The 14548-nt window shown below is 55.0% G+C and carries 8 protein-coding genes; 6 read left to right on the forward strand and 2 right to left on the reverse strand.

What is annotated here, in order from left to right; all coding sequences use genetic code 11:
• Positions 1-21 precede the first annotated feature (21 nt).
• Positions 22-2631: an Ig-like domain-containing protein gene (locus tag GG681_RS13805; protein WP_153548606.1), complete on the reverse strand. Its 2610-nt coding sequence runs from the start codon at positions 2629-2631 to the stop codon at positions 22-24.
• Positions 2632-3364: 733 nt separating this feature from the next.
• Here GG681_RS13805 and GG681_RS13810 point away from each other — a divergent pair.
• The 3 genes from GG681_RS13810 to GG681_RS13820 are packed head-to-tail and all read left to right on the forward strand — an operon-like array spanning position 3365 to position 8141.
• A complete protein-coding gene (locus tag GG681_RS13810) occupies positions 3365-5299 on the forward strand; it encodes a PrkA family serine protein kinase (protein WP_153548607.1) in 1935 nt (644 codons plus the stop codon).
• A 3-nt stretch (positions 5300-5302) separates the two neighbouring features.
• A complete protein-coding gene (locus GG681_RS13815; protein ID WP_153548608.1) occupies positions 5303-6637 on the forward strand; it encodes a YeaH/YhbH family protein in 1335 nt (444 codons plus the stop codon).
• On the forward strand, positions 6627-8141 hold the full coding sequence (locus GG681_RS13820; protein ID WP_153548609.1) for a SpoVR family protein: 1515 nt from the start codon (positions 6627-6629) through the stop codon (positions 8139-8141). The genes GG681_RS13815 and GG681_RS13820 overlap by 11 nt, the downstream gene beginning before the upstream one ends.
• 82 nt (positions 8142-8223) lie before the next feature.
• Here the strand turns inward: GG681_RS13820 and GG681_RS13825 are convergent, their stop codons facing one another.
• Positions 8224-9357: an S-(hydroxymethyl)glutathione dehydrogenase/class III alcohol dehydrogenase gene (locus GG681_RS13825; RefSeq protein ID WP_328593396.1), complete on the reverse strand. Its 1134-nt coding sequence runs from the start codon at positions 9355-9357 to the stop codon at positions 8224-8226.
• Positions 9358-9617: 260 nt separating this feature from the next.
• On the opposite strand from GG681_RS13825, the gene GG681_RS13830 reads away from it, so the two are divergent.
• The 3 genes from GG681_RS13830 (at position 9618) to GG681_RS13840 (ending at position 14479) form a co-directional block, all read left to right on the forward strand.
• Positions 9618-12101: a heavy metal translocating P-type ATPase gene (locus tag GG681_RS13830; protein ID WP_153548611.1), complete on the forward strand. Its 2484-nt coding sequence runs from the start codon at positions 9618-9620 to the stop codon at positions 12099-12101.
• 35 nt (positions 12102-12136) lie between these two features.
• Positions 12137-12532: a Cu(I)-responsive transcriptional regulator gene (gene cueR, locus GG681_RS13835; RefSeq protein ID WP_153548612.1), complete on the forward strand. Its 396-nt coding sequence runs from the start codon at positions 12137-12139 to the stop codon at positions 12530-12532.
• Between the two features lie 306 nt (positions 12533-12838).
• Complete coding sequence (locus tag GG681_RS13840) at positions 12839-14479, forward strand: transcriptional regulator (RefSeq protein WP_153548613.1); 1641 nt, start codon at positions 12839-12841, stop codon at positions 14477-14479.
• Positions 14480-14548: the final 69 nt, after the last annotated feature.

The raw sequence follows: 14548 nt of genomic DNA on the forward strand, positions 1-14548 counted from the left end.
TGTTGCTGTCGGCTCAAAGAATTAGATGACCACGTTGACGTCTTCCTCGACGTAAAGCGTCGCGCCGTCATTGCCGACGGTGTAGACATTAAAGGTCTCACCTTCGATGGTGCGGGTCCCGGATGCGGTAGCACCTGTTACGGTGATTGTGTCATCGGTGCCGCCATGTACAACCAGCGTGTCGGAGTTTTGCGACAGTGCTTTGATATTGTCTTCGGTGATGACGATATTTGCATCTGCGCTTTCATCGAGGTCGAGAATTTCGATGTCAAAGCCGCTGAAACCGCTGTTTTCAAGCACGTTGCCGGTTACGCCATCTTCGGTGATCAAAAGCGTATCTGCCATGTTGCCAGCCGTATCTGTGCCAGAAACCACCAGGGTGGTGCCATCTGGTACGTTGGCCGAAGGGTCGATGAAGAAAGTTGTCTGCGGTTCGCCAAATGTTTGGCTGAAGGGGTCACGGTCTTCATCAGTCTGCGCAACACCAACAACATTGGCGACATTGCCACTGTCATCCACAGAGAAAACGGACATGTCGGAAACGTCGTCTTCGAAAGTCAGGCTGTCGATCGAGCCGGATTCTGTAGACAGGCCGTGATACTCTGGCGCGCCAAAAGTGTCGACCGAGAAGCTCTCGTCGATGGTGCGGCTGTTGCCTGCTGCATCGGTTGCGGTGATTGACGCGGTGGTGGTGTAGGCACCTTCGGGCAGGTCGGCGTCGGTGAAATCCACGGTCCAATTGCCGTTGGCATCGACAACCGCAGCGCGCTGAACCGAATTGATTTCAACAACAACCGTGGAGCCGGGTTCAACGGTGCCCGAAAGGGTCACACCACCTGCGCGCTCAAGACGGCTGACAACATCATCGGCTGTCTGGTTTGCTTCAACTGTCAGGGGGTCCACAACGGTGTCGATTTCCACGGTATGGGTAACCGTGGCGCCAGTGTTGCCCGCTGCATCGGTCATGACAACGGTTGCGGTCTGGCTGCTTTCGCCGCTTGGAATTTCGCTTGCTGCGTAATCCAGCGACCATGAACCATCTGCTGCCACAGTTGTGGAGCGGGTGGTGCCAAGGAACGTCACCTCAACCGATGCGCCTGCTTCGCCGGTGCCACTGAGGCTAACCCCATCAGAGGCTTCGGCCGCGTTGACCACATCGTCACCTTCAACGGTGTTCACGGTTGCATTGGGGGCAATGGTATCAATCGCCACCGCATGGGTGGTGGTGGTGGAGTTGCCCGCTGCATCGGTGCTGGTGACGCTAAAGCTGCTGTCATATTCACCCGCGGTGATAACGCTGGCAGCGTAAGCCACAGACCAGGTGCCATCGGCGCCAACGGTTGTTGTGGCGACCTCGCCCATGAATTCTACCGAAATGGCAGCGCCCGCTTCGCCGGTCCCGGACAGGGTTACCCCATCGCTGGCTTCGGCGGCATTGATCTGATCGTCACCTTCGACCGTCTGAGTGTCCACAACAGGCGCAATCGTATCCACTTCGAGCGTTTCATTCAGAGTGGTCGAATTGCCAAACGCATCGGTACTGGTGACAGTGACCGCGGTTTCATATTCACCGGTTTCGATTTCAGTTGCGGCAAATGTCACCGACCAGCTGCCGTCTTCGGTGACGGTTGTGGTGTGTGTGGTGCCGTTGATGGTGACGGCAACCTGCGCGTTTGCTTCGCCGGTTCCGGCGATGACGGTGCCGTTGCTATGTTCCTCAGCGTTGATCACTTCACCAACAGATTGGGTGCCTTCGGTGACCGCAACGGGTGGAGGTGTGGTGTCGATCGCCACCGACGGGCCATCAAGATCATAAACTGTGCCGTCAGGGTCTACCACCTGCACGGTCGAGCTGTAGTCGCCATCCGCGGGCAGGGCATCGGGGTCAGCGGGCAGGGCATCGGGGTCGAAAGACGTGCTCCATGTGCCGTCGTCATTTACGGTTGTACTTTGTGTTACGCTATTGCCTTGCGTTGAGTCTGTAAGGGTAACATCAACCGTTGATCCGGGAACGCCGGTACCGGTGATAACAACAGGGTCAGTTGTTTGACCAGACACCTGGAAAGATGCATCCGGATCATCCACCGTTGGTATGGTTGGTTCCGGTGAATTGTCACCGTTGTCACCATCATCGCCGCTTCCGCCGCCAACAAGTGCGCCAGCGCCTACAACCCCTGCCGTAGCAGCCGCAGCCGCGCCGAGCCCACCAAACGCGGGGGCCGCGACCAGGGGAGCAATAACGGGCTCAACCCGGTCTAGATCCAGAAATACCAGATCGTCATAAGCGCTCCACTTGCCGGAAACGTCCAGAGGCTCATAGGTGGGGAACAATACACCTTCGCTGCGACTTTCCAGTACAACTTCGGTGAATGCGCCGTCATCGCTCAGGAAGAGGTTTTTCTCGCCGGTGATCGCTTCGGCAAAGAAATTGTCAAGCACCAGAGTTTGGCCGTCAAACGTCACCAGCTGCAGGTCATTGCCAATGCGCTGGTAGCTTTGGACATCCGCTGGACGCAAGTTGAGAGAAACATCTTTTATGGAGGATGCGTCGAGTACAGACCCGCCATCTAAAAATTCGCCATGCTGTTTGATGCCAGCCTGATCTCTGGTAATAAATGCAATAGTGCTCATGCTTTACCGCTCATGTTTTGTGAGGCATCGCCACATAGGAACAAATTCCGTTGAAAAACGGGGACGCCTGTTTCTGCCTATCTGCCTGCTGGCCTTATTTGCGGCCAATTTGGGTCCATAATGTGTCGGAGAAGTCAGTCTTGTCCAGCCCGTCCCGCACGCGTGCGGGTATTAATATATACAAAGCGTGACATCTGTGCCGCAATCTGGCGTTGATTTGGCTGTCTGAGGCGAGGAAAACACGGCGGTCCTGCTTTCTGTTAACCTTTTATAAAGAAAGTTATGCGCCCCTCGTCTATTTCGTGCCAGCATACCAGTAAGGATGGCATAAACCCCGGGTCGTCATACTTTTGGTGGGTTTTTGTGCTGAAATCGCTGGTAGCGTCACAACTTTAGCGGGTGAGTTTTTGCTTAAATCTCCGGCTTGTGAACTAAAGTTTGATAAAAGTTTGTGGCAATTAAGCGAAAATACACCAGTTACTGATAGCGTGAAACACGCAAATATAGTACTCTGGTAGACAAACAGACGACGCCGCGACGACAGGTTCCCGGCCATTCATCGCCCCTGAGAGGCGAGAGGCGGGACGCGCGCAACTGGTCGCGGCGCCGAGCAGAATTCAGAACTCAAGAACGACGCGGACAGCATCATGGCCCACGTATGGGGGCGGTCTGTCTGTGCACTGAAATACCCCAGGAGGAACGGGCGCAAAAATAGATCAGGAGGCTCGATCATATGACGAATATCGCCGAAATCTTTGCCGAACAGTATGGGCAAACGAAAGAGCAGGAGATGTCCTTGCAGGATTATCTTCTCGGCTGTCGCGATGACCCAAGCATGTATGCCAATGTGGCGGAACGCATGCTCAAGGCGATTGGTGACGAAGAACTAGTTGATACATCCAAGGATGCGCGACTGGGACCAATATTCCAGAACCGAACGATCAAACGATATAAAGCCTTTGCAGACTTTTACGGCATGGAAGACACGATCGAGCGGATCGTGGGATATTTTCGTCATGCAGCGCAAGGCCTCGAAGAGCGCAAGCAAATTCTGTACCTTCTGGGTCCGGTCGGCGGAGGCAAGTCCTCGCTTGCAGAGCGGCTCAAACGCCTCGTTGAAGACCAGCCTATTTACGTGCTGAAAGCAGGCGACCAGATTTCCCCGATCTTTGAAAGCCCACTTGGCCTGTTTGACCCGATCAAAATGGGCAAGGTGCTGGAAAAGGAATTTGGCATTGTCCAGCATAGGTTGCCGGGGCTGATGTCACCATGGGCCGTGCAGCGGCTTGATGAATTTGAAGGTGATATCAACAAATTCACCGTGGTTCGCGTGCACCCCTCCCGCCTGCGCCGCATCTGCGTTGCCAAAGTGGAGCCTGGCGATGAGAACAATCAGGACATTTCAACCCTTGTTGGCAAAGTGGATATCCGCCAGCTGGAGCATTTCAGCCAGGATAACCCGGACGCTTATTCCTTCTCAGGCGGGTTGAATCGGGCCACCCAAGGTGTGCTTGAATTTGTTGAGATGTTCAAAGCGCCGATCAAGATGCTGCATCCGTTGCTCACCGCGACCCAGGAAGGCAACTATATGGGGACGGAAAGCTTTGGTGCGATTCCGTTCAACGGGTTGATCCTGGCGCACTCCAATGAAAGCGAATGGCAGTCGTTCAAAAACAACAAAAACAATGAGGCATTCATCGACCGGGTGTCGATTGTAAAAGTGCCTTATTGCCTGCGGGTTTCTGATGAAACGCAGATCTACGATAAACTCATTGAAAACAGTGAGCTGCGCAATGCGCCCTGCGCGCCGGAGACGTTGAAGATCCTCAGCCGCTTCTCGGTGCTGACGCGCCTGAAGCCGCATGAAAACTCGAACCTATATTCCAAAATGCGTGTCTACGACGGCGAAAGCCTGAAAGATACCGATCCTAAGGCCAAAACGGTTCAGGAGTATCAGGATCGCGCCGGCGTGGATGAGGGGATGGATGGGGTATCAACCCGATTTGCCTTTAAGGTGCTGTCGTCTGTCTTCAACTTCGACACCGAAGAAGTTGCCGCCGATCCAGTGCATCTTATGTATGTGCTGGAACAGATGATCAAACGCGAGCAATTCCCAACCGAAACCGAGGCAAAATATCTTGAGTTCATCAAGACTGAGCTCGCCGCACGGTATGAGGAATTCATCGGCAATGAGATCCAGAAAGCCTATCTGGAAAGCTATTCTGAATATGGCCAGAATGTCTTTGATCGCTATATCTCATATGCAGATGCCTGGATCGAAGAGCAGGATTACAAAGACCCTGATACGGGCCAGCTCTATGATCGTGAGATCCTGGATGCGGAGCTTTCCAAGATCGAAAAGCCCTGTGGTATCGCCAATCCCAAAGATTTCCGCAATGAGGTGGTCAAGTTCTCCCTCCGTCATCGTGCGAATACGGGATCAAATCCTGCATGGAACTCTTACGAGAAACTGCGCGATGTGATCGAAAAGCATATGTTCAGCCAAGTGGAAGAACTGCTGCCGGTGATCTCCTTTGGAAGCAAAAAAGACAGCAAAACCGAGGGTAAACACCAGGAGTTTGTCGAACGGATGCGGGGTCATGGCTACACCGATCGGCAAGTGCGGCGTCTGGTGGAATGGTACATGCGCGTCAATAAGGCGGGGTAATATATGCACCATTTCATTGATAGGCGTGCAAATCCCAAGGGCAAGAGCCTCGGCAATCGCCAAAGGTTCTTGCGCCGGGCGCGCGAAAACATAAAGGAGCGGGTTGACCGCTCCGTCCGGGATAAATCAATCCAGGATGGCGCGGCAGAAGCCGGATCGGGTGAGAAAATCACCATTCCCTCCAAGGGGTTGAAAGAGCCGCGCTTCTTCCACGATGGCAAAGGGGGACACCGGCGGCATGTGCTGCCGGGCAATAAAGACTTTGTTGTTGGCGACCAGATCAAGCGGCCACCGTCTGGTGGCGGCGAAAGTGGCAAGCAAGGCTCGGAAGATGGGGACGGCTCGGATGAATTTTCTTTCACACTGACCCGCGATGAATATCTGGAGATCCTGTTTGATGGGCTGGAACTCCCGGATCTTGTCGAAAAACAGACGGTAGAGACCGAGACGATCGGCACCCGCCGCGCGGGGCTGACCACCGCTGGCACGCCCAATAATCTCAATCTTGTGCGGACCATGCGCAATTCGCTGGGGCGACGTATTGCACTGCAGCGCCCGTCGCGCGCGTCAGAGACGGAACTTGAGCAACAGATTGCTGAACTGGAGGAGATTGAGGCCCGTTCCCCAAGCCAGCAAGCAACGCTGGACGAGCTGCACCAGAAGCTTGAGACCATCCGGCGTAAACGTCGGGTTGTGGGCTATATTGATCCGCTGGATCTGCGCTACGACACTTATGTGCCGGAAAAAATTCGCAATTCCCGCGCTGTTGTATTTTGCCTGATGGATGTTTCTGGCTCGATGCAGGAGCGGGAAAAAGACCTGGCAAAGCGGTTTTTCTTGCTGCTGCACCTCTTCCTCACGCGGGCCTATGAGCACACGGAAATCGTGTTCGTGCGTCACACCCATCATGCGCAGGAGGTGGATGAAGAGACATTTTTCTACGCGCGCGAAACCGGTGGCACCATTGTCTCAACCGCGTTGGAAAAAATGAAAGAAATCATCGAAGAACGTTACCCGCCAGATGAGTGGAACATTTACGGGGCGCAGGCTTCTGATGGGGAGAACTTTGGCAATGACTCGGCGCGCTGCAAGGCGCTCTTGATGGAGCACATCATGCCGATCTGCCAGTTTTACGCCTATGTTGAGATCGTTGAGGAAAATGCTGATCATCTGTTGCTGAACCCGGAAGCGGGGGAAGATCTATGGCAGAACTATCGTGATGTGCAATCGGAGATGGCGCATTTTGAAATGCAACGGGTGGCCTTCCCATCCCATATCTATCCGATTTTCCGCGAGTTTTTCCTGCCTAAAGGGAAAGGGGTGACGAATGCTGGATAAAGACCACGCGCCAAACCTGCTGTTCAACGGACCGGAATGGACTTTTGAGCTTTTGGAAGACGCGCGCGATGCGATTGAGCAGATCGCCCTCGAAGATCTGGGGCTCGACGTCTATCCCAACCAGATTGAGATCATCTCAGCCGAACAGATGTTGGATGCTTATTCCTGCGTTGGCTTGCCGTTGATGTATCATCACTGGTCTTTTGGGAAACACTTCGCCCGTGATGAGGCGCTCTATCGCACCGGGCGTCAGGGGCTGGCCTATGAGATCGTGATCAACTCAAACCCCTGCATCAGCTACAATATGGAAGAAAACACCATGGCGATGCAGACCCTGGTGATGGCGCATGCGGCCTTTGGTCATAACCATTTTTTCAAAAACAATTATCTGTTCCGGCAATGGACTGATGCGGATGGTATTCAGGATTATCTCGCGTTTGCCAAAAACTACATCGCGGCCTGCGAGGAGCGGTATGGCCTTGATGCAGTAGAGGAAATCTTGGACGCAGCGCATGCATTGCAAAGCCAGGGCGTGTTTCGCTATGGCAGGCCGCCCAAACCCACGGCGGCAGAGCAGGAAGCGATGCAGCGGGTACGCGATGGCTATGAAAGCGCGCAGACCCTGTTGGAAATCTGGACTGATAACACGCTGGGCAAAGACAAGAGCGAAGCCTTTCGCGATGAGCCCTACAGCAGCCGTCGCAAGGCGATGAACCTGCCACAGGAAAATGTCCTCTATTTCTTGGAAAAACACAGCCCGGTATTGGAAGGCTGGCAACGAGAGATCCTGCGCATCGTGCGGATGCTGGCGCAGTATTTCTATCCGCAAAAGCAAACCAAAGTGATGAATGAAGGCTGCGCCACCTTTGTGCATTACTACATCATCAACAAACTTTATGATCAGGGCCGTATCACCCAAGGTGCGCTGATGGAGATGATGCACAGCCACACCAATGTGGTGCTGCAGCCAGAATTCGACGATCCGCGGTTTTCCGGCCTCAATCCTTATGCGCTGGGTTTTGCGATGATGCAGGACATTCGCCGCATCTGTCAGAACCCGACCGATGAGGATCGGGAGTGGTTCCCAGAGTTTGCCGGTGATCCGGATTGGCGCAAAGTCATGCGAGATGCCTGGGAGAACTATCGCGACGAGAGTTTCATCCAACAGTTCCTGTCACCGCATCTTATCCGTCAGTTCAAGCTGTTTGCGCTCGCTGATGATGAGACGCAACCCAATCTGGTGGTTAGTCAGATCCACAATCGTGCGGGTTACAAGGCGATCCGCCGCGCTTTGGCCAAGCAATATGATCTGGCCTATCTCGAGCCTGACATTCAGGTGACGGATGCGGATCTAAAAGGCGACCGTGAACTGAAGCTCACCCATACGGTGCGGGATGGTATTCATCTGCAGGATGAAAATCGCGAAGAGGTGCTGCTGCATCTGCGTCGTCTTTGGGGCTATGAGGTCAGCCTTGATGCGGTGGAATTGCAAGTCTCCTCCTGAGCATCCGGGTCGTGGGGATGCTCAAGTGCGGCAGCCGCGGGGTTTGTCCCGCGGCTGTGCGTGTTTCTATCGAATGTGAGGTTCAGAATTCGACCACAGCACGGATGGATTCCCCTTTGTGCATCAGGTCAAAACCGTGATTGATTTCATCCAATGTCAGTTTGTGGGTGATCATCGGATCGATCTCGATCTTGCCGTTCATGTACCAGTCAACAAACTCTGGCACATCTGTCCGGCCTTTTGCGCCGCCAAATGCGGTGCCTTTCCATACGCGACCGGTCACAAGCTGGAACGGGCGGGTAGAGATTTCGGCACCTGCAGGGGCCACACCAATGATCACAGATACGCCCCAACCCCGGTGCGAACATTCCAGCGCATCGCGCATCACCTGCACATTTCCGGTTGCGTCAAATGAATAATCCACGCCGCCAAAACTGTCTTTTTCTGTCTTGGTCAGTTCAATGATCGCTTCTGTAACGCTTTGGCCGTTCAGTTTGGAAGGGTTCACAAAATCGGTCATGCCAAATTTGCGCGCCATCACAGCTTTGTCGTCATTGAGATCGACGCCGATGATTTTATCGGCTCCGGCCATGCGCAGACCCTGAATCACATTCAGGCCGATCCCGCCCAGGCCAAACACAGCCGCAGAAGAGCCGATTTCTACGCCGGCTGTATTGATCACTGCGCCAATGCCAGTGGTTACGCCGCAACCGATATAGCAGATCTTGTCAAACGGCGCGTCCTTGCGGACTTTGGCCAGCGCGATTTCTGGCAGTACCGTATGGTTGGCAAATGTCGAGCAGCCCATGTAGTGATAGATCGGCGTGCCATCGAGCATGGAAAACCGCGTTGTGCCGTCTGGCATCAGGCCTTGGCCCTGGGTGCCGCGAATAGCTGTGCAAAGGTTGGTCTTGCCCGACAGGCAGGCATGGCACTCACGGCATTCTGGCGTATAAAGCGGGATGACGTGATCGCCCGGTTCCAGCGTGGTCACGCCTTCGCCAACCTCAACCACAATACCTGCGCCTTCGTGCCCTAAGATAGATGGAAACAAACCTTCAGGATCTGCACCCGATCGGGTGAACTCATCCGTGTGGCACAGGCCGGTGGCTTTGATTTCAACCAAAACCTCACCTTTCTTTGGGCCTTCAAGGTTCACTTCCATAATTTCCAGAGGCTTGCCTGCTTCAAGGGCAACTGCGGCGCGGGTGCGGATCATCGTTGGGTTTCCTTTGGGTTCGGTAACGTGCCAAGGCGAACAGCGGTCGTACCGCCGCTGTTAAGATAGGCCGACTTCTTCCGGTGTGTAGGAAGAAACGGTACCACTAAATCATAGCATCACAACGTTCTCAACCAGTTGAGCGACGTTTGGCTTTGAGATTGCGACTGTATCAAATTTGAAAATGCGACCAAATCACCCATGGCATGTTTTTGATGGCTGCGCGGGCTTGACCTTCCACTCACTGGAAGCCTCATATGCGTCATCAGAATTCTATTCCAGATGGACTGGGGAGCGAAGCTGTGGCCCATATCGAATATGCCTTACCGGTGACCGGATTGAATTGCGCGGGGTGCGCCGGGCGTGCGGAACGCGCGTTGCAGGCGGTGGCAGGTGTTGAACATGCTTCCGTCAATCTGGCCACGGCCACAGCCAGCGTTGAGGTTGAGCGGGCGTCTATCCTCAGCGATATGGTCGCCGCTGCCGCAAAGGCGGGTTACCCGCTGGCAGAGCGCGATATCACCCTGCAATTGGAGGGGATGCACTGCGGTTCCTGTGTGGCGCGGGCAGAGGCTGCGCTTGCAGCTCTGGATGGGGTGCAAGCTGTTACAGTGACCCTGACCGACGCCAAAGCGCGCGTACGGTATATCGATGGCGCTGCGGATGTGGGGCAGTTGCAGGTCGCGTTGAAACAGGTCGGGTTTGGCGCGCAGTTGCTAGACGCAGCAGAAGCGCAGTCACCGGATGCTGAAATACAGATTTTGCGTCGTGATTTTTTCTGGGCGCTTGCCTTTACCTTGCCGGTTTTCGTGCTTGAAATGGGGGGGCATGCAATCCCGGCCTTGCACCATTGGTTGATGGCAAACATTGGCCAGGCCGTGCTTTGGCCGCTGCAGGCTGTGCTGACAGCAATTGTTTTGCTGGGGCCGGGGCGTCGTTTTTTTGCCCGAGGTCTTCCCGCCCTGATGCGCGGTGCGCCTGATATGAATGCGCTGGTTGCGCTGGGCACGTCCGCTGCTTTTGGGTTTTCACTGGTGTCGACCTTTGCGCCGGGGTTGTTCCCGGCGGGCGCTGTGCACGTGTATTATGAATCTGCGGCAACTATTGTGACCTTGATCCTTTTGGGTCGTTGGCTTGAAGCGCGGGCAAAAGGGCGAACCGGTGAAGCTATTCGCGCGCTTGCAGGGTTGCAGCCTGACGCCGCGCTGGTGATCAAAGATGGGCAAACGATTGAAACGCCCATTGCCGAGATTGTGCCCGGAGATCGCATCCGCCTGCGTCCGGGTGAACGGGTTGCGGTTGATGGCCTGGTGATTTCGGGCAGCGGAGCGGTGGATGAAAGCATGCTCAGCGGGGAGCCAGTGCCCAATGTCAAAACCATTGGCGATGAGGTCAGTGCGGGGACCGTCAATGGTACTGCTGTTCTTGACATTGAGGTGCGCGGTGTGGGCGCAGAAACGCGTCTGGCGCGGATCATCTCTCTGGTCGAGCAGGCGCAGGGCACCAAACTTCCGGTGCAGGCGTTGGTGGATCGGATCACCCTGTGGTTTGTGCCCGCTGTTTTGCTGGTTGCGTTTCTGACCGTAGTGATTTGGCTTGCGGTGGGGCAGGGCGGCAGCTTTGCCCTGGTCGCAGGCGTGGCTGTGCTGATCATTGCCTGCCCCTGCGCTATGGGGCTTGCAACGCCAACCTCGATCATGGTGGGGCTGGGGCGCGCTGCGCAGATGGGGGTGTTGTTTCGCAAAGGCACTGCTTTGCAGGAGCTCAGCAACATTGATCTGGTGGTGTTCGACAAGACCGGAACCCTGACAGAAGGCCATCCAGTGTTGCAGGATGTATTTTGCGCAGAGGGGTGGAGCCGGGAGCGCGCGCTTGCTGTTGCGGCCGCGGTTGAAGCCCAATCGGAACATCCGATCGCCCATGCGATTGTATCTGCGCATGAGGGGGAATTGCAGGACGCGACGAATTTGGTTGCGGTTCCAGGAAAAGGGATCACTGCTCAAGTCGCGGATCAGGCTGTTGTGCTTGGTCGGCTGTCGTTTGTTGCGGATGGCGCAGTTCTGCCCGCAAGCTGGTCTGCAAAGGCGGATGAACTGGCGAAACAGGGCGCTACACCAATTGTGCTGGCCGTAGATGGCGCAGCGGCCGCGCTAATGTCGGTGAGCGATCCGATACGGGCAGAGGCTGCACAGACCGTGGCGGCTTTGAAACACAGCGGGCTTGCGGTCGCGATGATCTCTGGTGATGCAATTGGCACTGCGACCTATGTGGCGCACGCGCTTGGCATTGATATTGTGCACGGGGAATGCCTGCCGGAGGAAAAACTTGCGGCGTTACAAGAGTTGCAGACCACATTTGGTGCGGTGGCCTTTGTTGGGGATGGCATCAATGATGCGCCTGCTTTGGCAGCGTCTGATTGTGGGATCGCGCTGGGCACAGGCACTGATGTGGCGATTGAAGCGGCAGAGGTGGTGCTTTCATCGGGCAATCCAATGGGGGTGGTCAATGCGCTCAAGATCAGTCGGGCGACATTGCGCAATATCCGTCAAAACCTTGGTTGGGCTTTTGGCTACAATGTGTTGTTGGTGCCAGTGGCTGCTGGTCTATTGGTGCCATTTGGCGGGCCACAGCTTTCACCGGCATTGGCAGCCGGAGCGATGGCTGCCTCATCTGTTCTGGTTCTATCCAACGCCTTGCGCTTGCGTCGTCTCAAACCATCCCTACATGTGGAGGGTGGATAACCCTGAGCTGCGGTTGATCAAGAGGACGGCGTGACATGAATATCGGAGATGTGGCGGAACGGTCGGGTTTGCCCGCAAAGACCATACGTTACTATGAAGACATTGGCCTGATCGAACCGCACCGCAGCGCCAATGGCTACCGATGTTTTGTGGAAAGTGATCTGCACAAGCTCGCCTTTCTGGCGCGCGCGCGGGCTTTGGGATTTACCATTGAAGATTGCCGCACGCTCTTGGGCCTTTATGAAGACGACACACGTGCGAGCGCGGATGTGAAAAGCCTCGCGCAGGAGCACCTCTCCAAGATCGAAGCTAAAATCACGGACCTGCAAGCGATGCGGGACACTTTGTTGGAGCTGGTCAATTGTTGTGCTGGCGACAGCCGTCCGGATTGCCCGATATTGCGGGATCTGGCGGGAGATCAGTCGGTCTGAACCTATGCGCTGAGGTCTGGCGCAGCTAAGATCCACTCTGCAGCGATTCTACCACATGCTGATGCACCACATGGCGCTATGTCGCGAGTTGTGTGGTTTCGCGCTGGCTTTATATCAGCCTTTGCGATGTATGTTTTTCACGTAATCGTTAAGGTTGATTTGGGCATTTATCCGCACAAATCCCGAACTCACCGCCTGACTTTAACACTCCGATATTGTTTTATGCAATTTTTGGTTGTAATGCTTGCCATAGATTTATTATCGGATAATATTATTTTTAGGTGTCTATCGCATTTGGTGGTCAAAATGGTTGTATTATTGAAAATTCGGCACTTTGGGGCCTTTGGCGTATTCCACGCTGATGGGCGCAACATTCCCCTAGGGGCAAAGCATCAGGCACTTCTGGCGCTTTTGACCTCGGGCGAGGGCGGTGTTCGTACCCGTTCTTTTCTAGAAAATACACTATGGTGTCTGTCTCAGCCGGAGCAGGCAAAAGCCAGTCTCCGAACCGCGCTTTCCACGCTCAAACGGCATCTTGGCCCTGAAATATCGCGCCTTTTGATCGCCAATCGGGAACGCGTTACCCTACGTATGGATCAAGTCGAGGTCGATCAGGATCCAGCAAAGGGAGAGTTCATGGAGGGGTTTGAGCTCTCACATGAAGAGAAATTCTCCCAATGGTTGGAAAAGATGCGCGTCCAGACCAAAGTGCCGGGTGCAATCGCAAAACCCGTCTCCTCAGGCTCAACAGGCCGTCTGCGCCGGGTCAAAGACAGCGTGTTGCCCGCGGTGACCGTATTGCCGTTTCAAATGAGCAATTTTGTTGACGTTGAACGGGCCGGCATGTCGCAGTTGACTGAGGATCTCACCCGCAGCCTAGCGCGTTCGCAGGCTTTCAGCGTGACATCTTATATGGCTGCAAAGCAATTTGATCCACGCGTCACAACCCCCGCCGAAGTGGGGGAGGCAACGCGTGCCGCATTTATGGTTGGCGGCTTTGTGGCTCCGTCTCAGGATCAGGTGGTTATTGATCTGGATTTGCATGACACGCGTCGCCAAAAATTGATCTGGTCGCGCCGCTATGAATGTGACGTCTCTGAGGGGCAAAGCGGCAATACTGCGATTGCTCTTAAGATGGTGCGCGATATTTCTCGCACCATTTGGGGCGATGCAATGGATATGGTCTCTTTTACACCGCTTAGCGACCTGGAGAACCACACGTTGCTCATGTCTGCGATCGCGATGATGCAGATGGGGCAGCGGGCCATGTTCGATCAGGCCCGAGATATTTTGCAATCATTGAATGAGCGTGAAAATGGCCACCCAACGGTGCAATGCTGGCAGGGTATCTGGCACGTGTTGCGGTTTGAGCATGGGCTTTCTGACAGCCGCGCCACCGATCTGGCCGCTGCACGTCGCTATGCTGAGGCCGCGCTTGCCGAGGATCCGCTTTATTCTCTGGCGCATACGTTGAATGGGATGATTGACTGTCAGCTGTCTTACAATTTCGACGCGGCGTATGCGTCGTTTGAGCTGGCGTTGGAAGACAATCCCAATGAAGCGCTGGCGCTGGGGTTGAAGGGACTGACCTGCGCCTATTTGGATATGCCAGACCGCGCGGTTGAGTTTACTGAGGCCGCGCGGGCGATCATGCCAATCGGGCCGCAGAAATTCTACTATGAGACCATGTCTGCGGTGGCGCATATTTCGGCGGGACGTTTCGAAGAAGCCTCTGATCGCGCAGAACGTGCCCTGGCAGAAAATCCGGGTTTCCCGCCTGCGATCAGGGTGTTGAGCGTGATCAATCAGGTGTTGCGTTCAGAAGGGACCGGGCAAGATGCAGTGCGCCTGCTGCTGTCGAAATTGCCGGAATTTGCCTTGCGCAGCCCGCGCCGTGGGTTTGGCGAGGGAGCGACGATCCCCTCGGCAGTTGGTGGATTGCGCTAAAAACTGAAATGTGCCCGCAATCCACAAAGGATTTGCGGGCATTTTCGTGGTCTCGGGAGTTGCCGCTTC

It is taken from the genome of Tritonibacter aquimaris (genome assembly GCF_009617595.1).
In the GTDB taxonomy this organism is placed as follows: domain Bacteria; phylum Pseudomonadota; class Alphaproteobacteria; order Rhodobacterales; family Rhodobacteraceae; genus Epibacterium; species Epibacterium aquimaris.